23 protein-coding genes are annotated in these 21311 nt (G+C 69.8%); 11 read left to right on the forward strand and 12 right to left on the reverse strand.

What is annotated here, in order from left to right; all coding sequences use genetic code 11:
• Positions 1–253: 253 nt before the first annotated feature.
• Positions 254–1333: a histidinol-phosphate transaminase gene (gene hisC, locus IF17_RS0106245; protein WP_030562995.1), complete on the reverse strand. Its 1080-nt coding sequence runs from the start codon at positions 1331–1333 to the stop codon at positions 254–256.
• 409 nt (positions 1334–1742) lie between these two features.
• Here hisC and IF17_RS0106250 point away from each other — a divergent pair, with 409 nt between their 5' ends.
• From IF17_RS0106250 to IF17_RS0106260, 3 genes are all read left to right on the forward strand, one after another.
• The gene (locus tag IF17_RS0106250) at positions 1743–2855 is read left to right on the forward strand and encodes a LacI family DNA-binding transcriptional regulator (RefSeq protein ID WP_076967683.1); all 1113 of its coding nucleotides are present in this window, start codon (positions 1743–1745) and stop codon (positions 2853–2855) included.
• 181 nt (positions 2856–3036) lie between these two features.
• The gene (locus IF17_RS0106255) at positions 3037–4215 is read left to right on the forward strand and encodes a metallophosphoesterase (protein WP_244890431.1); all 1179 of its coding nucleotides are present in this window, start codon (positions 3037–3039) and stop codon (positions 4213–4215) included.
• Between the two features lie 181 nt (positions 4216–4396).
• Positions 4397–5218, forward strand: coding sequence for a hypothetical protein (locus IF17_RS0106260; protein WP_030562997.1), 822 nt, complete (start codon positions 4397–4399; stop codon positions 5216–5218).
• A gap of 101 nt (positions 5219–5319) precedes the next feature.
• Here IF17_RS0106260 and IF17_RS0106265 read toward each other — a convergent pair whose 3' ends face one another.
• Entirely contained in the window at positions 5320–5676 is a 357-nt protein-coding gene (locus IF17_RS0106265; RefSeq protein WP_018513833.1) for a DUF805 domain-containing protein, read from the reverse strand.
• Between the two features lie 304 nt (positions 5677–5980).
• Positions 5981–7771 carry a phosphomethylpyrimidine synthase ThiC gene (gene thiC / locus IF17_RS0106270; protein ID WP_030562998.1) on the reverse strand — a complete coding sequence of 597 codons (1791 nt, stop codon included), beginning with the start codon at positions 7769–7771 and terminating at the stop codon, positions 5981–5983.
• Positions 7772–7967: 196 nt separating this feature from the next.
• Between thiC and IF17_RS0106275 the strand changes: the two genes are divergently transcribed.
• Positions 7968–9320 (forward strand): YibE/F family protein, encoded by a 1353-nt coding sequence (locus tag IF17_RS0106275; RefSeq protein WP_030562999.1) that lies wholly within the window; start codon positions 7968–7970, stop codon positions 9318–9320.
• A 29-nt stretch (positions 9321–9349) separates the two neighbouring features.
• Here the strand turns inward: IF17_RS0106275 and IF17_RS0106280 are convergent, their stop codons facing one another.
• The 4 genes from IF17_RS0106280 to IF17_RS0106295 form a co-directional block, all read right to left on the reverse strand.
• Positions 9350–9787 carry an SsgA family sporulation/cell division regulator gene (locus tag IF17_RS0106280; protein WP_030563001.1) on the reverse strand — a complete coding sequence of 146 codons (438 nt, stop codon included), beginning with the start codon at positions 9785–9787 and terminating at the stop codon, positions 9350–9352.
• Positions 9788–9888: 101 nt separating this feature from the next.
• The gene (locus IF17_RS0106285; protein WP_280518057.1) at positions 9889–10659 is read right to left on the reverse strand and encodes an IclR family transcriptional regulator; all 771 of its coding nucleotides are present in this window, start codon (positions 10657–10659) and stop codon (positions 9889–9891) included.
• Positions 10660–10929: 270 nt separating this feature from the next.
• A complete protein-coding gene (locus tag IF17_RS0106290; RefSeq protein WP_030563005.1) occupies positions 10930–11142 on the reverse strand; it encodes a DUF5326 family protein in 213 nt (70 codons plus the stop codon).
• A 147-nt stretch (positions 11143–11289) separates the two neighbouring features.
• Positions 11290–11607: a cupin domain-containing protein gene (locus IF17_RS0106295; protein WP_030563007.1), complete on the reverse strand. Its 318-nt coding sequence runs from the start codon at positions 11605–11607 to the stop codon at positions 11290–11292.
• Between the two features lie 89 nt (positions 11608–11696).
• On the opposite strand from IF17_RS0106295, the gene IF17_RS0106300 reads away from it, so the two are divergent.
• The 4 genes from IF17_RS0106300 (at position 11697) to IF17_RS0106315 (ending at position 14749) form a co-directional block, all read left to right on the forward strand.
• The gene (locus IF17_RS0106300) at positions 11697–12074 is read left to right on the forward strand and encodes a phage holin family protein (protein ID WP_030563010.1); all 378 of its coding nucleotides are present in this window, start codon (positions 11697–11699) and stop codon (positions 12072–12074) included.
• Between the two features lie 34 nt (positions 12075–12108).
• Positions 12109–13233: a cystathionine gamma-lyase gene (locus IF17_RS0106305; protein ID WP_030563012.1), complete on the forward strand. Its 1125-nt coding sequence runs from the start codon at positions 12109–12111 to the stop codon at positions 13231–13233.
• Positions 13234–13277: 44 nt separating this feature from the next.
• A complete protein-coding gene (locus IF17_RS0106310; RefSeq protein ID WP_030563015.1) occupies positions 13278–13757 on the forward strand; it encodes an NUDIX domain-containing protein in 480 nt (159 codons plus the stop codon).
• A 125-nt stretch (positions 13758–13882) separates the two neighbouring features.
• Positions 13883–14749, forward strand: a complete 867-nt coding sequence (locus IF17_RS0106315) for a GNAT family N-acetyltransferase (RefSeq protein WP_030563017.1) — start codon at positions 13883–13885, stop codon at positions 14747–14749.
• 25 nt (positions 14750–14774) lie between these two features.
• On the opposite strand, the gene IF17_RS0106320 is transcribed toward IF17_RS0106315, so the two are convergent.
• Positions 14775–15200 carry a GlcG/HbpS family heme-binding protein gene (locus IF17_RS0106320; protein WP_030563019.1) on the reverse strand — a complete coding sequence of 142 codons (426 nt, stop codon included), beginning with the start codon at positions 15198–15200 and terminating at the stop codon, positions 14775–14777.
• Between the two features lie 104 nt (positions 15201–15304).
• Positions 15305–16516, reverse strand: coding sequence for an MFS transporter (locus tag IF17_RS0106325; protein WP_030563022.1), 1212 nt, complete (start codon positions 16514–16516; stop codon positions 15305–15307).
• A 140-nt stretch (positions 16517–16656) separates the two neighbouring features.
• On the opposite strand from IF17_RS0106325, the gene IF17_RS0106330 reads away from it, so the two are divergent.
• Together IF17_RS0106330 and IF17_RS0106335 are read left to right on the forward strand one after the other, a co-directional pair.
• On the forward strand, positions 16657–17115 hold the full coding sequence (locus tag IF17_RS0106330) for a MarR family winged helix-turn-helix transcriptional regulator (protein WP_030563023.1): 459 nt from the start codon (positions 16657–16659) through the stop codon (positions 17113–17115).
• Positions 17116–17143: 28 nt separating this feature from the next.
• Complete coding sequence (locus IF17_RS0106335) at positions 17144–17596, forward strand: GNAT family N-acetyltransferase (RefSeq protein ID WP_030563026.1); 453 nt, start codon at positions 17144–17146, stop codon at positions 17594–17596.
• An 85-nt stretch (positions 17597–17681) separates the two neighbouring features.
• Here the strand turns inward: IF17_RS0106335 and IF17_RS0106340 are convergent, their stop codons facing one another.
• From IF17_RS0106340 to IF17_RS1000000137540, 3 genes are all read right to left on the reverse strand, one after another.
• Entirely contained in the window at positions 17682–19061 is a 1380-nt protein-coding gene (locus IF17_RS0106340; RefSeq protein WP_030563028.1) for a serine hydrolase domain-containing protein, read from the reverse strand.
• Positions 19062–19100: 39 nt separating this feature from the next.
• A complete protein-coding gene (locus IF17_RS0106345) occupies positions 19101–19757 on the reverse strand; it encodes a M15 family metallopeptidase (protein ID WP_030563029.1) in 657 nt (218 codons plus the stop codon).
• A 163-nt stretch (positions 19758–19920) separates the two neighbouring features.
• Positions 19921–20499, reverse strand: a complete 579-nt coding sequence (locus IF17_RS1000000137540) for a winged helix-turn-helix domain-containing protein (RefSeq protein WP_078615817.1) — start codon at positions 20497–20499, stop codon at positions 19921–19923.
• A gap of 112 nt (positions 20500–20611) precedes the next feature.
• On the opposite strand from IF17_RS1000000137540, the gene def reads away from it, so the two are divergent.
• A complete protein-coding gene (def, locus tag IF17_RS0106350; RefSeq protein WP_030563031.1) occupies positions 20612–21274 on the forward strand; it encodes a peptide deformylase in 663 nt (220 codons plus the stop codon).
• Positions 21275–21311: the final 37 nt, after the last annotated feature.

The raw sequence follows: 21311 nt of genomic DNA on the forward strand, positions 1-21311 counted from the left end.
GTGGTGACACCACGTCGCCGTGGCCACACCGGGCACTCTGCCCCTTTAATCCCACTGATCGCGGGAGGAATGGGGGCACGCTTGTGAACGCGTTCACATTCACAAGCAATTATGGCGCACACACTTTCGGGCCGTTCGCCGGGGGTACCCCTTTCGGCCACACGCGCCCCTGGACGTACGCAAAAGGCCCCTGACCTCGTCGAACGAGGTCAGGGGCCACCGGCCGCGCGGCGCCGCAGCGGGCGCCGGGCCGCTACAGCTCCGAGCGGAACGCCTCCGCCGCCTTCAGGAAGAGGTCGTTGCCCTCGGTCTCCCCGATCGAGACCCGTACGCCCTCACCCTTGAACGGACGCACCACCACACCGGCCCGCTCGCAGGCGGCGGCGAAGTCGAGGGTCCGCTCGCCCAGGCGCAGCCAGACGAAGTTGGCGTGCGACTCCGGAACGGTCCAGCCCTGCCGCACCAGCTCCTCGCTCACCCGGCTCCGCTCGGAGACCAGCGAACCGACCCGGCCCAGCAGCTCGTCCTCGGCGCGCAGCGAGGCGACCGCCGCGTCCTGGGCGAGCTGGCTGACGCCGAAGGGGACGGCGGTCTTGCGCAGCGCGGCGGCCACCGGCTCATGGGCGACGGCGAACCCGACCCGCAGCCCCGCCAGGCCGTACGCCTTCGAGAAGGTCCGCAGCACCGCCACATTGGGCCGGTCCCGGTAGATCTCGATGCCGTCGGGCACATCGGCGTCGCGGATGAACTCCTTGTACGCCTCGTCGAGCACCACCAGCACATCGCTCGGCACCCGGTCCAGGAACCGCTCCAGCTCGGCCCGGCGCACCACGGTCCCGGTGGGGTTGTTGGGGTTGCAGACGAAGATCAGCCGGGTCCGGTCGGTGATCGCCGCGGCCATCGCGTCGAGGTCGTGCACCTCACCGTCGGTCAGCGGGACCTTCACCGAAGTCGCGCCGCTCACCTGGGTGATGATCGGGTACGCCTCGAAGGACCGCCAGGCGTAGATGACCTCGTCGCCCGGGCCCGAGGTCGCCTGGAGCAGCTGCTGGGCCACGCCGACCGATCCGGTGCCGGTGGCGAGGTGCGAGAGCGGCACACCGAACCGGTCGGACAGCTCGTTCATCAGCCCGGTGCACGCCATGTCCGGGTAGCGGTTGAAGCTGCCCGCCGCGGCGAGCGCCGATTCCAGGACGCCCGGCAGCGGCGGGTAGGGGTTCTCGTTGGAGGACAGCTTGTACGCGACCGGTCCGCCGGCCGCCGCAGGCTTGCCCGGCACATAGGCAGGAACGCCGTCCAGCTCGGCGCGCAGCTTGGGGCTCGTCTCGCTCACCGCAGGTCCTCCTCGACCGTCGTACACATTCATACCGTCGTACACATCAATACTGCTCACCTTATGAGGATTGGGCGCCGCTGCGAATGGCCTGGGAGCGGAATCTCCCGCAGTGCCGGGAATGGTCCGCACGAGGGGCCACTCCAGGGGGGAGCGTTTCCGGTTCCGGCGCGCGCCCGTGTCTCACGCCGTGGCGCGCGTCCCCCGAAGTGGTGAGTTGAGACCTCTTCGAGACATCGACCTTTCAGCAGGCCGCCAGCCGCCAACACCTGACACACTGAAGCCAGAGCCTCCAACAGCCTTTCTTTGCAAGGCGCTTGACGTTTAATGATCATGCAGAAACGTGCCTGTCAATGGGTGCATATGCGACCGGACCGACCGCCCCCCGGAGCCCTACTATCGGCTCGCCATGACAGCAGCAGGGAAGCACCAGGTGAGCCGGACGGAGACCCCCCGGCGCAGCGGCCGGCCAGGACGGGCGGGGATCCGTGATGTGGCCGCCGCGGCCGGAGTCTCGATCACGACCGTCTCCGACGCGCTCAACGGCAAGGGCAGGCTCCCGGACGCCACCCGCAGCCATGTCCGCGAGGTCGCAGAGCGCTTGGGCTACCGCCCCTCCGCAGCGGCCCGAACCCTCCGTACGGGCAAGTCGGGGCTGATCGGCCTGACCGTGACCACGTACGGGGATGAACCTTTCACCTTCACCGAATTCGCGTACTTCGCGGAGATGGCGAGAGCCGCGACCTCGGCGGCGCTCGCCCGGGGCTATGCCCTCGTCATCCTCCCCGCCACCTCCCGGCACGACGTCTGGTCGAACGTCGCGCTCGACGGGACCGTCGTCATCGACCCCTCCGACCAGGACCCGGTCGTCACCGAACTCGTCCGCCAGGGGCTGCCCGTCGTCTCGGACGGCCGCCCGGCCGGGACGCTCCCCGTCACCGCCTGGGTCGACAACGACCACCGGGCCGCCGTGCTCGACCTCCTCGACCACCTCGCCGCCGCCGGAGCCCGCCGCATCGGCCTGCTGACCGGCACCACCACCGACACGTACACCCGGCTCTCCACCACCGCCTACCTCCACTGGTGCGAGCGGGTCGGCCAGGATCCCGTCTACGAGTCCTACCCGGCGCACGACCCTTGCGCGGGCGCGGTCGCCGCCGACCGGCTGCTCGCCCGCCCGGACCGCCCCGACGCGGTCTACGGGCTCTTCGACCCCAACGGGACCGATCTCCTCGCCGCCGCCCGCCGCTACGGCCTGCGGGTCCCCGAGGACCTGCTGCTGGTCTGCTGCAGCGAGTCCACCGTGTACGCGGCCACCGAACCGCCCATCACGACGCTCTCGCTGAAGCCCCGCCGCATCGGCACGGCCGTCGTCCAGCTCCTCATCGACGCCATCGAAGGCGTGGAGCACGACGGGCCGGTGGAGCAGGTGATACCGACGGAGCTCATCGTCCGGACCTCCTCGCAACGCCGTCCGCCGCGCACCACGGTCAGCGCGCCACGCTCCCCGAGCAGGGACTGATCGACTCTTGAGCAGGGACTGATCGGCTCTTTTCGGACCAATCGGCCGGTGAACCGTACGTGCGCCCGGATTCACCACCCCTGGTGCGTCACACAGATCGATCCGCATTCCTATGATGGGCGCACGACACCGCGGACCACCTCTACCAGGCAGGGCCCGTCAGGTGTACGGCGGCGCGACGGTGGTGGAGGGGTCGATGACTCAGGGGGCCGGTCAGGAACCCGTGGTGCGGACGGCGACGTTGCGTGACTTCAGAGTTCCGCCGTACGCACAGACGCCCGTACCACCGGAGGCACCCGGCGCGGCGCCTCACCCGCCCGTGCCCCCGCACGCGCCGACGCCGCCCGCCCCGGTCCCGCACGCCTCCGTGCCCCCGCACGCGCCGGCGCCGCCCCACCTGCCGCACCCCGGCAACGCGAACGTCGGCGACGAGCCCCCGGAGGGGTACACCCCCACCGAGCGCGACCTCCCCGTCATCAACCGCGGCGACACCGTAAAGATGGAGACCGTCCCCGAACCCCGCCCCGTCAGCGGGGAGGGGCGCGGCCCGCTCTTCGTCGTCGGCGACGTCCACGGCTACCTGGACGAGCTGGTGGCCGCCCTCGCCGCCCAGGGCCTCATCGACGCCGAAGGCAACTGGGCCGCGGGCAACGCCCGGCTCTGGTTCCTGGGCGACTTCACCGACCGCGGCCCCGACGGCATCGGGGTCATCGACCTCGTCATGCGGCTCTCCGCGGAGGCGGCCGCCGCGGGCGGCTACTGCAAGGCCCTGATGGGCAATCACGAGCTGCTGCTCATCGGCGCCAAGCGGTTCTCCGACACCCCCGTCAACTCCGGTGCGGGCACCGCCACCTTCCAGGCCGCCTGGCTGCTCAACGGCGGCCAGAAGAGCGACATGGACCGCCTCCAGGACGTCCACCTCCAGTGGATGTCCCGGCTCGACGCGGTCGTCGAGGAGGACGGGCATCTGCTGATGCACTCCGACACGACGGCCTACCTCGACTACGGCTCCACCATCGAGGACGTCAACGACACCATCACCGCCATTCTCACGCGCAACGACGCCGACGAGTGCTGGGACCTCTTCCGCAAGCTCACCAAGCGCTTCGCCTTCCGCGACGAGGGCGGCGCCGAAGCGGTGCGCGAGCTGCTGACGACGTACGGCGGACAGCGCGTCGTCCATGGTCACAGCCCGATTCCGTACCTCCTGGGCGAGGTCGGCACCGAGGACGGCGAGGACGGTTCGGGGCCGGTGGTGAACGGTCCGCACGTCTACGCCGAGGGGCTCGCGATCGCCATGGACGGCGGAGTGACCATGGCCGGAAAGCTACTGGTCGTCCAACTGCCCCTGCATGACTGACCTTCGGCGGGGAAGACGCTTCTGGATCGGACCGCACCGATCATCGGGCCTATTTCCGGAAACACCCTGTCACCCCGTGCCGTGAGCGCTCTACCATCGGCTCATCAGTGGCAGGCTCTCCTCCGTTTCCGCCCGATCGCCCGGTCAACGCGGGCTGCCGGGCCCGACGGAGCATCGGGGGATGCAGATGACAAGCGCTCCGCACCTGCAGGCCGAGGACGGTCCCGAGTACGCCCGGATCCTGGGCGACGCACTGCGTCACGCCCATGAACGCCCGGATCTGGAAGGCGTCGGTGACCGGCTCAACACCGAACAGCTGCGCACGATGGCGCTCAACGCCACAGCGCTGATCACCGCGGCCGCGGCCACCGAGTACGAGCACTACGTGAAGGCCCGCGCCGAGCTGCGCGCGGCGAGCGCGACCGTACCGGAGGGCGGGAGTTACGGGGACACGTCGTCGGCCACCGGGCCCGGCGCCGGCGTAGGAGCGGTCCTCACGGTCCTCACGCCGATCCTGGCGGGCACCGCAGCCGTGATCTTCCTGCTCGTCGGCTATCTGATGAGGGCCCTCAGCCCGTCCGTCGGCTTCGGCACCACCATGATCGCGGCCGGGTGGTTCTTCGCGGCCGTCGCCGCCGCGGCCATCCTGGTCGCCGCCGTGGGGCTGCTCGTCACCGCCCTGCGCAACGGCTCCACCTCGCGGGCCGCCGAGGACGAGGAGGACGAGCTTCCGGAGGAGGTCGCCCGGGCCCGGGAGGCCTGGCGCCACGCCCTGCTGGAGCGTGGCATCCTGCCGTTCCTGCGGGACGCCCTGGCCGACCCTACCGCGGGCCCCGCCGCCCGGACCCCGCACCGCTCGCCGAACCGGATCCCGAAGGTCGGCTACAGCAGGCCGGACTTCTCCGGCCCCGAGGAGGGCCCGTCGGCCGGACCCCGTCCGACGTTCACGAGCCCCGACTTCACCAGCCCGGACTTCGGCGGCCCGGACCACCGGCCGGAGTAGGGCCGAGCCGTAGCCCCGGGGGGGTCCGGAAACGCCACAGGCCGGGGCGGCGAATGCCGCGCCCGGCCTGTGCGGTGCTCCGGCCCTGCCGGAGCGGTGGATCAGCCCACCTGCGGGGCGAGCTTCGGGTTGGTGCCGTACTGGTTCGGCTCCTGCTTGCCCTCGGAAGCGAGGAAGACGATCAGGATGATGAAGCCGACCAGCGGGATCAGCCCGATCAGCAGCCACCAGCCGGAGCGGCTGGTGTCGTGCAGGCGGCGCACACCGACGGCGAGCGTCGGGATGAGGATCGCGACGGCGTAGATGTAGGAGAGGAAGTCCGCGCCGATCAGACCGCCGACGATCGACAGCACCAGGCTGATGACGAAGCTGATGAGCGTGAACATCCAGTACTCCTTGCGGCGCGCGCGCCCGCTGAAGCCTGCGTAGTTCTTGAGTACTGCCAGGTACCAGTCCATGGTGTTTCCCTCCCCGAGGCCCCCGTGCGAGGGCCGCCAAAATTCAGCCAAGCAAGCCGGAAAGTAAGCCACAGATAAGGAACAGGTCAAGCCCAGTTGACGCAGCAGCGAAACGTACATCCAGCTGCCGCACGACTGTATCCATACTGTCGCTTAACAAGGCCCACTATCACCCCATATGATGACCAAGGACGCAATACGCACATAGCGGTACGCCTCCTGACGTCACGTCACCGGGCACGGCCCGTACAAAGGCCGTCCCCGACACCTGCCGAGGTGCCGGGGACGGGGAAGACCGCGGACGCTAGTCGGCGATCGGCAGGTAGACCCGGTTGCCCGCGGCCGCGAACTCCTTCGACTTCTCGGCCATGCCCTCCTCGATCTCCTCCTGCGAACCGCCGTGCTGCCGGCGGATGTCCTGGGAGATCTTCATGGAGCAGAACTTCGGCCCGCACATGGAGCAGAAGTGCGCCGTCTTCGCCGGTTCGGCGGGCAGCGTCTCGTCGTGGAACTCCCGGGCCGTGTCCGGGTCGAGGGCCAGGTTGAACTGGTCCTCCCACCGGAACTCGAACCGTGCGTCGGAGAGCGCGTCGTCCCACTCCTGCGCGCCCGGGTGTCCCTTGGCGAGGTCGGCCGCGTGGGCGGCGATCTTGTAGGTGATCACGCCCGTCTTCACGTCGTCCCGGTTGGGCAGCCCCAGGTGCTCCTTGGGCGTGACGTAGCAGAGCATCGCCGTGCCCCACCAGGCGATCATCGCGGCGCCGATGCCTGAGGTGATGTGGTCGTAGGCGGGCGCGACGTCCGTGGTCAGCGGGCCGAGCGTGTAGAACGGCGCCTCCTCGCAGATCTCCTGCTGGAGGTCGATGTTCTCCTTGATCTTGTGCATCGGGACGTGCCCGGGGCCCTCGATCATCGTCTGGACGCCGAACCGCTTGGCGATCGTGTTCAGTTCGCCCAGCGTGCGCAGCTCGGCGAACTGCGCCTCGTCGTTGGCGTCCGCGATCGACCCGGGGCGCAGCCCGTCACCGAGGGAGTAGGTGACGTCGTACGTCGCGAGGATCTCGCACAGCTCCTCGAAGCGCTCGTAGAGGAAAGACTCCTTGTGGTGCGCCAGGCACCAGGCCGCCATGATCGAGCCGCCGCGCGAGACGATGCCGGTCTTGCGACGGGCCGTCAGCGGGACGTACGGCAGGCGCACCCCGGCGTGCACCGTCATGTAGTCCACGCCCTGCTCGGCCTGCTCGATGACGGTGTCCTTGTAGATCTCCCAGGTCAGCTCCTCGGCCCGGCCGTCCACCTTCTCCAACGCCTGGTAGAGCGGCACCGTTCCGATCGGCACGGGGGAGTTGCGCAGCACCCACTCGCGGGTGGTGTGGATGTTGCGGCCGGTGGACAGGTCCATGACCGTGTCGGCGCCCCACTTGGTCGCCCAGGTCATCTTGTCCACCTCCTCCTCGATGGAGGAGGTGACGGCCGAGTTGCCGATGTTGGCGTTGACCTTCACCAGGAACCGCTTGCCGATGATCATCGGCTCGATCTCGGGGTGGTTGACGTTGGCCGGCAGCACGGCCCGGCCCGCCGCGATCTCCTCACGGACGACCTCGGCCTCGACGTTCTCCCGGATCGCGACGTACTCCATCTCCGGAGTGATCTCGCCCCGCCGTGCGTACGCGAGCTGGGTGACGGGCCGTCCGTCGCGGCTGCGGCGCGGCTGGCGCGGCCGGCCGGGAAAGACCGCGTCGAGGTTGCGCAGCCCGCCGCGCGGCGAGGTGTGCTTGAGCCCGTCGTCCTCGGGACGGACCGGGCGGCCCGCGTACTCCTCGGTGTCGCCGCGCGCGATGATCCAGTTCTCCCGCAGGGGCGCGAGGCCCCGGCGGACATCGGTGTCGATCCCGGGATCGGTGTACGGCCCCGACGTGTCGTACAGCGTCACGTCCTTGCCGTTGGTGAGGTGCACCTGTCGGACCGGCACCCGGAGGTCCGGGCGCGAGCCCTGGACGTACCCCTTGTGCCAGCCGATGGACTTCCCGGCCTCGTCGCCCTGGGGCTGGTCGTTCTGTTTCGAGGCAGGCGTGCGTGCGTCCGCTGTGGTCATGAGACCTACTCCCTACGCCGGCATTACCCGGTAACAGGTTCGGCGGTCGGCGCAGCGTGTCCCGTACGGATGTACGGCGGTCAGCGCCCTCTCAGCCCGGTGCTCCGAGCTCCCGCGTGTGCAAAGGTGCCTCCACGCTAGCGTCCTTTCCGGCGAGCTGACCAGAGGGCCCTCCTGTTCTTGCGATGATCGCCCCGTGACCTCCCCCCAAAGCGACCCCGCGCCCCAGCCGCCTCAGCCGCCCCAGGGCCATGTACACGGCCACACGCACAGCCACGGACCCGCCACTCCCGTCTCCAAGCATCTGCGCAAGGTCATCGCCGCTGTGGTGATCCCCTTCGCCACGGCGGTCGTCGTCGGCCTGATCGCGTTCTGGCCCGGCGGCGTCCCCGACCACGAGCGCACCGGCGTCGGATTCGACCGGCAGACCCAGGACGGCAAGGTCGTCCAGGTCGTCAAGGTCGACTGCGCCGACGTCAACGCCGCGCAGGTCCCCCCGACCGGTGACACCTCCACCCCTTCGGGCCGGGAGGCCGTCAACGAGCAGGAGGGGGAGTGCGCGAAGGCGACCGTCGAGGTGACCAGCGGCGACGACAAGGGCCGTAAGTTCGTCGAGGTGGTCCAGCCCGACGCGCCGCGCCAACTCCGCGAGGGCCAGGGCGTGGTCGTGGCGTACGCCCCCGACGCGCCCCGCGACCTCCAGTACAGCGTCACCGATGTGAACCGGAAGATCCCGATGACGCTGCTGGCCGCGATCTTCGCGCTGGCGGTGATCGCGGTGGGCCGGCTCCGCGGGGTGATGGCGCTGGTGGCGCTGGCCGTCTCGTTCGCCGTACTGACGCTGTTCATCCTGCCGGCGATCCTGCAGGGTTCGAATCCGCTGGTGGTGGCGGTGATCGGGGCCAGCGCCATCATGCTGGCGGCGCTCTACATGTGCCACGGGGTGACGGCACGAACGTCTGTCGCGGTCGTCGGCACGCTGATCTCGCTGCTGCTGATCGGGCTGCTCGGCTCCCTGTTCATCGGCTGGGCGGATCTGAGCGGCAACACCGATGACAACACCGGCCTCATCCACGGCCTATATCCGGACATCGACATGAGCGGTCTGCTGCTGGCCGGTGTCATCATCGGATCGCTCGGGGTGCTCGACGATGTGACGGTCACCCAGACCTCCGCCGTCTGGGAGCTGCACCAGGCGGACCCGCGGATGGGTTGGCGCGGGCTGTACCGGGCAGGTATCCGCATCGGACGGGACCACATCGCCTCGGTCGTGAACACCCTGGTGCTGGCGTACGCGGGCGCGGCGCTGCCGCTGCTGCTGCTCTTCTCCATCGCCCAGTCCAGTGTGGGGACGGTGGCCAACAGCGAGCTGGTCGCCGAGGAGATCGTCCGGACGCTGGTCGGCTCGATCGGCCTGGTCGCCTCGGTGCCGGTGACCACGGTGCTCGCCGCACTGGTGGTCTCCGCGGACCGCCCGGGCGCCGGCACCTCGTCCTCCACGGCCGCCGCCCCCGCACGGACGGGCAGGGGCCGCCGCCGTAAGGCGTGAAGGGCGCGAGGCCAGGAGGTACGTGCCGCTCAGCCCGCGTTCTGCTCCTCGGCGAGGATGCGGCCGAGCGCCTCCTCCAGGTTCCCGTCGAAGTCACCCAGCGTGTGCTCCTGACCGAGGGGCACCAGCTTGTCGGTTCTGTCGAGGAAGGCGACGAGCGGTGCCGTACCGGCCCGGAACAGCGCGCGATCCGCGCCGACCTGGAGGCGGATGTGCACATCGCAGAGACCCTCGGGTTCGGTCGGTCCGATGTGCACATCGCCGTCGCCGCTCGGGCTGTTGATCCCGTCCAGCAGCAGCTCGCGGCCGAATGCCCAGGTCACAGGGGCATCGCCGGGCAGATGGAACGTCATCCGGATGGCATAGGGATCAGCCACCTCGTACCGGAGCTCCACCGGAATACGGAACGAGAGCTCCTCGGAGACGAGGAAGCTCATCATGACCTCTGCTTGAACCGACTCGCGCATCGTTCAACCCCGCAGTAGATGAAACTGGCCAGGAATGATCCACCATGGCCCTATTGACGCCATCGTGGTGCACGCGATAGCAGATCACAAGGAGTGATTTTTCAGATACTGATAGAGAACACGAACGAACGCAAGAGGCTCGCCACTTCGCCACGTAGCTGTTCGACTGCGGGCAGCAACCGTTCTTCTCGGTCCAGGGGTACGGAAATGGCCATCGCCGCAATGGTGGCACCGGCTGTGACGGGAATGGCGGCGCAGACGGTCCCCAGTGCGTACTCCTGGCGTTCGATGACCGGTTCACCCCGCCGCAACGTTCGCAGCCGCTCCAGAAGTGCCGCGCGATCTCGCACTGAGTAACGAGTAAGGGGCCGAACGGGGTGCCGGTCGAGGTGATCCTCGCGGTCCTTCTCGTCGAGCTGGCCGAGAAGGCACTGCCCGATCGCGTGCGCGTGGCCGGTCTCCCGGAAGGAGGCCCACTCGTCGACCGCCGGGGCCTCGGGGGCGTCCGCGACCGCGATGAGCTCGATCTCGCCGTCGCGGTAGACGGCGCAGTACACCGGGACCCCGATGGCGTCCCGCCAGTGCGCGAGGGAGTCGGCGATGGAAGCAGGGCGGGGTCTCGCGGCCCGGGCCGCGGTGAGGTTCTCGGCGGCCGCCCCGAAGAGGAAGACACCGTTCTCGCGGCGGAGATAGCCCTCATGGGTGAGGGTGCGCAGCAGGTGGTACGCGGTCGGCAGCGGAAGGCCCGCCTCCCGTGCGAGTTGCTTGGCGGGCGCCCCGTCCCGATGGGTGCCCACAGCCTCCAGCAGCCTCAACGCCCGCTGAACCGAACCGATCAACGTCGGGGCAGTGGTGCTCGATGCCGTGGTCAAAGGTCACCCCCAGGCATGGTGACGGGCCGTCAGCCCTCCCGTGGAGGCCGCCCCCACGGGCCCGCCGCACCCACGACCGGACGGTCGTTCAAACCACTGGTCACTCGGTCGGTTCGGTGACAGAAGGTCACATTCCAGATGGCGGCAGCGTTATGTCACTGTATCGGCCGCCTCCGGCAGGAGGGGGTTTTCCTCCTGGACTTAGCTCAGCTGGGCTAATCCGCAGGCCTGTGCGTACCCCCGGCCCCGCACCGGCCCGCGGCGGCCTTCCTACCAGTCACCCCGTGAGGACGACGAGGACGTGAACTTGCGTACGACGAAGATCAGACCGCCGACCAGGACGACGAAGACCAGCACCTTGAAGAGCAGGCCGATCACGAAGCCGATGACGCTGGCGATCAGACCGCCGAACACGAAGATCGCGATGACGGGCACCGCGATCCACTTCACCCACCAGGGCATCCCCGCGTATATCTCCCGCACGGCCATCGCCATCTACCTCGTCTCTCTGGGTTCCTGCCTCGATGCTAAAGGCGCGGGGGATCCCGGCGGGGGCCTCGCAGCCCTTGAAGACCCCTGATCGAACCCTTAGGGAACCCGGGGCTCAGCCCTCCGGAGGCGCCGGAACCCTCAGCCCTCCGGAGGCGAGAAGACGACCATCACCCGCAGGTCCTCGGTGATGTGGTGGAACTTGTGGGCCACCCCGGCCGGCACATAGACGACGCTCCCCCGGCCGACCTGCGTCGTCTCCGTCCCCACCGTGATCGACGCCCGGCCGCTGACGACGAAGTACACCTCGTCCTGCTGGTGCGGCTGCTGCGGGTCGAGTTCGCCCGCGTTCAGCGCGTACAGGCCGACGGACATGTTCCGCTCCCGCACGAACTGCAGATAGGCGCCGTCGTTGGCGGCCCGCTCCGCCTCCAGCTCATCCAGTCTGAATGCCTTCATTGGCCCGTCCACCCCTTGTGACCCGTGCTTACGGGTTCCGCATGCGCTGTCGGTGTGCACCACCGATCATGTCTGCCACGATCAGACACATGAAGAATTTCGCAGTCAAGACGATCGCCAACGCGGGTGCGCTGGCCGTGGCCATCTGGCTGATCGGGAACATCACACTGGAGGGCGGCTCCACCGGCCGCAAGGTCCTCACCCTGATCCTGGTCGCGCTGATCTTCGGTCTGGTGAACTTCCTGGTCAAGCCGCTGGTCCAGCTCCTGACATTTCCGTTGTTCATCCTGACCCTCGGACTGATCACCCTGGTGGTCAACGCCCTGATGCTGCTGCTGACCTCCTGGCTGGCCGGCGTCTTCGACCTCAGCTTCCATGTCGAGGGCTTCTGGACCGCCGTACTCGGCGCCCTGATCATCTCGGTCGTCTCCTGGGCCCTCAACATGGTCCTGCCCGACGAGGACTGAGCCGGACCCACTCGCATCGACTTACGGAGCAGCCATGAGCACCATGGGCGACGGAACGCGCGCGGTACGCGCCGGCCTTCCCGAACCGGAGCAGTACGAACCGACCCTGCCCGGGCCGGTCTTCGCCGCGCACTTCCACCTCTCCGGCGAACCGGTGGGCCCCTATACCTACGGCCGGGACACCAACCCGACGTGGACCCACCTGGAGCGGGCCATCGGCGAGCTGGAGGCGCCGGGCGAGGACGTGAGCACCACGGTGTTCGCCTCCGGGATGGCGGCGATCACCGCCGTACTGCTCTCCCAGGTCCGCACCGGGGACACCGTGGTGCTGCCGGACGACGGCTACCAGGCGCTGCCGCTCGTACGGGAGCAGCTGACGGCCTTCGGCGTCGAGGTCCGCACCGCGCCGACCGGCGGCGACGCCCAGCTGGCGCTGCTGGAGGGGGCGAAGCTGCTGTGGATCGAGAGTCCCTCCAACCCGGGCCTCGACGTCTGCGACATCCGCCGCCTCGTGGCCGCCGCGCACGAGGCGGGCGCGCTGGTCGCCGTCGACAACACCCTGGCCACCCCGATCGGCCAGCGCCCGCTGGAGCTCGGCGCGGACTTCTCGGTCGCCAGTGACACCAAGGGCATGACCGGGCACGGCGACATCCTGCTGGGCCATGTCACCTGCCGCGATCCCCTGCTGACCGCCGATGTACGGCGCTGGCGCAAGGTGGTCGGAGCGATCCCGGGCCCGATGGAGGCCTGGCTCGCCCACCGGTCGCTCGCCACGCTCCAGCTGCGCATCGACCGGCAGTGCACCACGGCTCTGGCCCTCGCCGAGGTGCTGGCCAAGCGGGCCGAGGTCACCGGGCTGCGGTATCCGGGGCTGCCCGCCGACCCGTCGTACGGGATCGCCGTGCGCCAGATGCGGCGCTTCGGTTCGGTGGTGTCGTTCGAGCTGGCCGACCGGGAGACGGCGGAGCGCTTCCTGACCGCGCTGCGGCTGGTCGACGACGCGACGAGTTTCGGGGGTGTACGGTCCACCGCCGAGCGCCGGGAACGCTGGGGCGGCGACGCCGTGCCGGAGGGCTTCATCCGCTTCTCGGTCGGCGCGGAGGACCCGGAGGATCTGCTGGCGGACGTCGAGCGGGCGCTGGACGAGGCGGTCCGGTAGGCCGGAGGAGTTTCAGACGGGCCCGCGCGGGCCACTCTCTTGCCATGACCGAACGTCCTGTGGTCAAGCGCACCGCACGCGCCATCCTGCTCGACGGCGACGACCTCGTCCTCATCAAGCGCACGAAGCCGGGGGTCGATCCGTACTGGCTCACCCCCGGCGGCGGGGTCGAGCCGGAGGACGCCACCGTCGTCGACGCGCTCCACCGCGAGGTCGACGAGGAGCTCGGTGCCAAGATCATCGATGTGGTGCCCTGCTTCGTCGACACCGTCGAGCACATCGCGGACGGCGGCGTCACCGGGGTGAAGGTCCAGCACTTCTTCGTCTGCCGGCTCGCGTCGATGGACGTCACCCGACGGCACGGCCCGGAGATCGACGAGCCGTGCGGGGAGTACGAGATCGTCCGGGTGCCGTTCAGCCGGGTGGGGATCGCCGCCGTCCACCTCGTACCGCTCTCCCTGCGCCACTATCTGGACGGCAACATCGAGGGCGTACGGGCGATGCACGCGCCCGACCTGGGCTGACAGGCCCGGACCCCCGCGCGGCCGCGCTTCATGTTTCACGTGAAACCAGGCGGGGGGACTTCGGTTCTCGGCCAGTTCCGGGAAACCGGTGGACGGGCGATCATCACGTCGGACAGCCTGGCCCCATGCACAGCCCCTCACCCCTGCCCCTCGTCGACCTGCCCGTACGGCGTCTCACCCGGGGAGACCTGGTCGCCTGCGCCGACCTCTCCGAGGACCGGGGCTGGCCACGCGACGAGCACCGATGGGGGCTGCTGCTCTCCGCGGGTACGGGGTACGGGATCGCGGAACCCGACGGCAAGGGCCTGGTCGCGGCCTGCGTGGTGACGTCGTACGGGCCCCGCCTGGCGGCCGTCGGCATGATGCTCGTCGCCGCACGCCACGCCCGCCAGGGGATCGCCAGGCGGCTCATGCGCCATGTGATGGAGGAGACCGGGTCCACCCCGCTCGCCCTGTACGCCACACCTGAAGGGCAGCGGCTCTACGAGGAGCTCGGCTTCGCCCAGGTGGGCCGGACCGAGCGGGTCCTCGGCCGGTTCCGGGCGAAGGGCCGGCCGACGGCCGTCACCACGCGTCCGGCCGCCGCGGACGACCTCCAGGCGATGGTCCGCCTCGACCTGCCGGTCTTCGGCATCGACCGCACGCACCTCATCGCCCGGCTCCCGGCCTTCTCCGACCGGCTCCGGGTCGCGGAGGAGAACGGCGAGCTGACCGGTTACGCGGCCCTCTGGCCGAGCGGCGACGCCCATGTCGTCGGCCCGCTCATCGCGCGCGACACGGCCACCGCGAGGGCCCTCGTCGCCGCGCTGGCCGCCACGACGGACCGGCCGCTGCGGGCCGATGTCGACGCGCGCCATGAGGAGCTGCTCGGCTGGCTGGTGGAGCACGGCCTCGAACCGGGCTCCCGTACCGCGGTGATGACGTACGGCATCGAGGACCTCCCGGGCGACGCCACCCGCAGGTTCGCCCCGCTGACCATCGCGACGGGCTGAGGCCCCCTGCGACGGGTGCTCGACCTCAGACGAGGGAGTCCGCGGCGGCGGAAGCGAACCCGTGGTCCTGCTCCGGCGCTCCGCCGCCGACCCCGACGGCACCGATCAGCCGGCCGTCCCGGTGCAGGGGGACACCTCCGGCGATGAAGAGCAGCGGGCGGTCCAGCGCGGTCGGCAGGGTGTGGAAGAGCCCGCCGGGCTGGACGGCGTCGACCAGGTCCGCGGTGGGGGCGTCGAGCTGCAACGCGGTGAACGCCTTGCGGGTGCTGGTCTCCCCGGCGATGAGGACCGCCCGGTCGTCGCGCCGGAAGGCCAGCAGGTGGCCGCCCGCGTCCACGACGCTCACGGCGACGGCGACCCCGGCCGCCTCGGCGGCGCTGCGGGCGGCTGCGACGAGAGCCTCGGCGTCCTGGATGGTCAGCGGGGCGACAGCGGTGGCGGTGGTGCTCATGGAATTGCTCCTGATCGTTGTGGGGTGCGGTGAAGTGGGTGGTGCGGTGAAGTGGGTGGTGCGGTGGGGTCGGTGGCGCGGTGGGGGAGGCTCCGGGGCGGGGCTCAGTGCTGGGCAGGGGCGGCGACCGGCGCGGGGCCGCTCCCGGCGACGATCCGGCCTTCGGCACCGGCGGTACGGCGCTCCAGCAGGCTGGAGACCACGGCCAGCACCAGGGCGGACGCGGCGAGGACCGCGCCGACCCAGTTGGGGGCGGTGTAGCCGAGGCCGGCGGCGATCACGAGGCCGCCGAGCCAGGCGGAGAGGGCGTTGCCGAGGTTGAAGGCCCCGATGTTGACCGCGGAGGCCAGGGTGGGGGCGCCCGCCGCCTGGTCGAGGACCCGCTTCTGCAGCGGGGGCACGGTCGCGAAGCCGAGGGCACCGATGAGGACGGTGGTGACGGCCGCCGCGATCTTGTTGTGAGCGGTCACGGTGAAGAGGCCGAGCACGAGGGCGAGCGCGCCGAGCGAGACGTACAGCATCGGCATCAGATGGCGGTCGGCGAACCGTCCGCCCACCAGGTTGCCGCCCACCATGCCGAGGCCGAAGAGGACCAGCAGCCAGGTGACGGAGGAGGCCGAGTAGCCGGCGATCTCGGTCATCATCGGGGTGATGTAGGTGATCGCGGCGAAGACTCCGCCGAAGCCCAGGACGGTCATGGCCATCGCGAGCAGGACCTGGACATTGCGGAACGCGGCCAGTTCGTGGCGGACGCGTACACCTTCGGGCTTGGGCTGCTCGGGGACGAGCTTCGCGACTCCGACGAGTCCGATCACCCCGAGGAGCGCCACCAGGACGAACGTGGTCCTCCAGCCCGCGGACTGCCCGATGTAGGTGCCGAGCGGGACGCCGACGACGTTCGCGACGGTGAGTCCCGTGAACATCATGGCGATGGCCCCGGCCTTCTTCTGCGGGGCGACGAGATCGGCCGCGACCACGGAGCCGATGCCGAAGAAGGCGCCGTGCGCGAGGGAGGCGACCACCCGGCCGGCGAGCATGACACCGAAGACGGGGGCGAGGGCGGACACGACGTTGCCCACGATGAACAGCCCCATCAGGAGCATCAGCATCCGCTTACGGGTGACCCGGGTGCCCAGCAGAGTCATCAGCGGGGCGCCGAGGACGACCCCGAGCGCGTAGCCGGTCACCAGGAAGCCTGCGGTCGGGATCGAGACCTGGAAATCCGCGGCAACCTCGGGGAGCAACCCCATGATCACGAACTCGGTCGTTCCGATCCCGAATGCCCCGATGGCCAGGGCGAGGAGCGCGAGCGGCATGGGTTTCCACCTTCCCTGAAGATTGCGTCTGCGCCTTACGAGCGTCCACAATAATTGCAGGCGCTGGTTAATTGCAAACGCGGGCTATTGCAGGCGTCCCCTATCCTGGAACCACGCAGCTCCCGCCCGGAGGAGAGACCATGACCGCGACCGACCCCGCCCTGACCGCCCTCGCCCAGGGCTGGTGCGCCCTCTCCCTGCTCCACGGGAAGATCGAAGCCCGCATCGAGCGCGCCCTCCAGTCGGGCCACGGGCTCAGCGCACGGGAGTATTCGCTGCTCGACGTGTTGAGCCGGCAGCACAGCGGACCCGGCGGCCATCTCCAGATGAAGCAGGTCGCCGACGCCGTGGTCCTCAGCCAGAGCGCCACCACCCGCCTGGTCACGAGGCTGGAGGACCGCGGGCTGCTGACCCGGTACCTGTGCGACACCGACCGGCGGGGCATCTACACCGATGTCACCGAGGCCGGGCTCACCCTGCTCGCCGAGGCCCGGCCGACCAACGACAGCGCCCTGAGGGCGGCGCTGGACGAGGCGTCGGAGAACCCCGAGCTCGCACCCCTGGTCCGGGCCGTGGAAGAGCTCAAGGTCCCGGCCTGACAGCCGCGGAGCGCGTAATCTGCCGATCATGAGCGATCTTGAGATACGCCCCGTTGTCGAGACCGACCTCGACGCCGTGGTGGCCATGCTGGCCGACGACCCGCTCGGCGCGCAGCGCGAGTCACCGGACGACCTCACCCCGTACCGCGCGGCCCTCCGACGGCTGGCCGACGACCCGAACCAGCACGTCGTCGTCGCCGTCCGCGAGGGCCGTGTGGTCGGAACCCTCCAGCTGACCGTGGTCCCCGGGCTGTCCCGGCGCGGTGCCATCCGGTCGATCATCGAGGCCGTCCGCATCCACGCCGACGAGCGGGGTAGCGGGCTCGGTACGCAGCTGATCCAGTGGGCGGTCGACGAATCCCGCCGCCAGGACTGCCAGTTGGTGCAGCTGACCTCGGATGTCACCCGCGAGGACGCGCACCGCTTCTACGAGCGACTCGGCTTCACGGCCAGCCACGTGGGCTTCAAGCTGGCTCTCTGAAGGACTCGCTTTTCGCACGACAACGGCCGGTGGGGTGGGTGTTTCACGTGAAACACCCACCCCACCGGCCGTCACAACTCAGGCGTCAGCCGCCGATCCCCCGCCAGCCCGCCGGGTCCAGTCCCCCGGGAACGTCCGCTCCCGCCTCATACGGCTCACGGGTGAAGGCGAACGAGCCGAGGTCGAGGTGGTCGACCGAGCCGTCGGCCCTGCGGACGACGCGAAGGGTCTCCCCCGCGTAGTAGTCGTCCTGGCCCGTCCAGGTGCCGTCCGGCCGGGGCGTGAAGGCCGCTCCCCGGCCGGTGCCGCCCAGCGGCCTGAGCTCGAGGCCCCGGCCCCCGGTCAGCCGCAGCGTGAACGTGTGGGTCCCCCAGTGCCAGATCCCGCTCAGGGCCAGCAGCTCCTCGTCGGCCTCGGGCAGCGGGCGCCAGGGCTCCGGGATCCGCGGCTCCGCCTCCGCGACGATACTCAGGAGCTCGGCGGCCACCGTGGCGGCGGGCAGCCCCGAGGTGGCGTTGGCGAGGGTTACCGCGGCGACGTCGTCCTCCTCGCTGAACCACAGGCCGGCAACGAACCCGGGCAGCGAACCCGCGTGCCCGAAGAGGACGCGGCTGTCGGTCTTCACCACCTGCAGCCCGAGACCGTAGGCGTTGCCCCCGCCCTCGGCGGCGGGCGCGGCGGGCGTCCTCATCTCCCGTACGGAAGCGGCCGACAGGACCCGATCGTCGCCCTCGGCCAGGAAGGCCGCGAAGCGCAGCAGGTCGGCCGCGGTCGACCAGAGCTGGCCGGCGGGCGCCATCAGTCCCAGATCCTCGGCAGGCTCGCGCACCACCACATCGGCCCAGGGATGAACGGCCCAGCCCTGCGCGTACGGAGCGACCGGCCCGCCCGTCGTACGGTGCATGCCCAGCGGCTCCAGGATCTCGCGGCGCAGCGCCTCCTCCCAGGAGACTCCGCGAACCGCTTCGATCAGCGAACCGAGCAGGGTGTAGCCGGGGTTGGAGTAGTGGAAGCGGTGGCCCGCCGGGTGCATCTGCGGCCGCTCGCCGAGTACGTCGCCGAGCTCCGGCCGCAGGGCCCCCGGGGTCCGCTCCCACCAGGGGGCAGGCGCCTCGGCGCCGAGCCCCGCGCTGTGGCCGAGCAGTTGGAAGACGGTCGCGCCGCCCGCTCCGGTGCCGGGGAGGTGCTTCTCCAGCTGGTCGTCCAGGTCGATCAGCCCCTCGTTCCGCAGTCGCAGAACCAGAACCGCGGTGAACGTCTTGGTGATCGAGCCGATCCGGTACTGCGTATCGGCGTCCGGCACCTGCCCCTCCAGGCCCGTACGCCCCCCGCTCCAGACGATCCGGCCCTCCCGCCGCACGGCGGCCGCGAGAGAGGGCGCCCGGCCGTCCCGCTGTGCCGTGGCGAGGCGATGGAGGAGGGAGCGGCGGGTGCTGGGGAGCAGTTCTTCACTGGGAGAAGTCATGGTCAACCCTTACCAGGCAGGGAGTTTTGGTGTCTGCGGTCAGTGGAATTCCCTGGGCCCGTAGAGAGCGGCGGCCGCTCCTTCCTTGAGTGCCCAGTAGCGGTCTCCGTACGACCAGTGCCACCACTCCGTCGGGTAGTTGACCAGGCCGGCGGCGGTGAGCGCCGTGCCCAGGATGTCCCGGTGGGAGCGAGCCTCAGCGCTGATGTTGTCGGCCTGGGTGTAACAGGCGCCGGCGCTCTCCTCCGGGGAGGCGCTCATCCGCGTGCCCATGTCGAGCTCGCGCCCCTCGTCATCGGCGAGCGTCAGGTCGACGGCGGCACCGGCGCTGTGCGGAGCGATCTCAGGCGGGGACACGTAACGGCTGGCCGCCGAACGGAGCTGCTCATCGGCCCAATCCGGGTGCTCGGCGCGGAGTTGGGCTGCGTACTCCTCGAAATAGCGGCGCTGGAGGGACGGCGGGCGATAGCCCTCGACGAACAGCAGCCGCAGCCCCGAAGGCAGCTGTCCCTGTGCTGCGAGGAGTCGGTCGAGCACCCCTTCCCGCAGGTGGGCGAAGGCACCGGCGGAGTCCGAGCGCTTCCGCTCGTCGACCAGCAACAGGCCGCCCCTGCACACGTCCACCAGCGGCTCCCCGCACTCCTGGACGGGCACGGCCGCAACCTTCGGGTCGGACATCAGAACGATCTCAGTCATGAAGCGGTCATCTCGTGACCTCGCGGGGGCTCACGGCGGAGCCCCGTTGCAGGTTCCGCGTGGGCTTGAGGGCCTGGAGAAGGATGCCGGGGCGCGCCCCAGGTTTGCCGTCGAGTCGGCTGCGTGGAGCTCCTCCAAGCGAGCAGGAACAGCCAACCGCGTCTCAGCCCTGGCCCGCGTCGTCTGCTGGGTGAGGAAGAAGAGGGAAGAGCCGACTGATGAGGGCCACCGGGCGGGCGCTTTCGGGCCGGGACAGGGGTCGTTGTTCGCGGCCTTGGTAGGGCGCGAGCGTCCGTCGGATCACGTCCGCGACCCGGCGCATCTCTTCAGGTGTCAGGTAGGCGACGGTGCTGAAGGCTTCGTCGTGGCGCCATTCGGACGGCGCCTCATCTCGTTGGTTCTGCCATCGTCGCCAGCTCTCGTCCTCCAACCCCCTGGCCAGGTCACCGAACTGATCTTCAACAGCTCCGTCGGCAGCGGCGTCCTGCTGCCTCAGACGCCAGGGCCGTGCGCGGCCCCCGCTGTGGGGCGCTTCTTCGATGTATCCGTGGCGTGCGAGCTGCCGCAGGTGAAAAGAGCAGAGACCAGAGCTGTAGCCCAGCCGGGAGGCGGCTTCGGTCGCCGTGAGGGCACCGACTTCGGCGAACAGGCCCAGCAGGGCTGTCCGGACCGCGTGCTCTCGTAGTTCATTTCCGTTGCCGGCCGTCTGGCCGTCAGGGGGGTTGAGGTCATCTTCAGTCACTTTGCAAAGTCTGCTACTTTGCAAAGACCCTGGCAAGCAGTAGTTCTTGCTGAAGGCATCGGCCGCGGTGACCTCCGCGGCATCTGTGGCGTGCGCGAAAGGGGAGACAGCCATGTCTGTTCGTCATGAGCAGTCCCGTCCCGTTGACCGGCGAGTTCGCGTGCAGGGCCGCCCCGTCGACACCTATCCGGCTCTGCCGCCGGAGGCGGAACAGGGATCGGTTCGCAGGGTCACGGTGGTGGGTGAAGAGATCCTGAGCCGTTGGTGCCAGGAGGTGACCGAGTTCGGCTCCCCTGAGTTGTCCAGCCTGATCAACGACATGTTCCTGACGATGTATGTCGCCGACGGTGCCCGCATGGCGGCCAACCAGGTGGACGTCGACCTGCGGCTGTTCGTCTATGACTGCTCGGACGACTACGGAATCCGACATGTCGGCCACATCGTCAACCCGGTTCTGGACCTGCCCGATCCGGGAAGCCGCCGGCTCCTTGACGACTTCGAGGGCTGTCTGTCCGTGCCCGGTGCCGGAATGGCGGTTCCCCGCACCGATCGTGCTGTCGCCCGCGGGTTCGACAAGGACGGCAACCCCCTCGTCATCGAAGGGACGGGCTACTTCGCCCGGTGTCTGCAGCACGAGACCGACCACCTCTTCGGTCACACCTATCTCGACAGGCTCTCCAAACGGGACCGTAAAGATGCGCTGCAGCAGATGGCAGATCACCGGGAGGACGTTTTCGCCCGACGAGCCAGGAAGGCAGCCGGCTTGACGCAGTGAGAGGGGGATGGTCCGTACGGCGGCCCGCGCGCGGGAT

It is taken from the genome of Streptomyces cyaneofuscatus (assembly GCF_000718135.1).
Taxonomy (GTDB): Bacteria; Actinomycetota; Actinomycetes; order Streptomycetales; family Streptomycetaceae; genus Streptomyces; species Streptomyces cyaneofuscatus.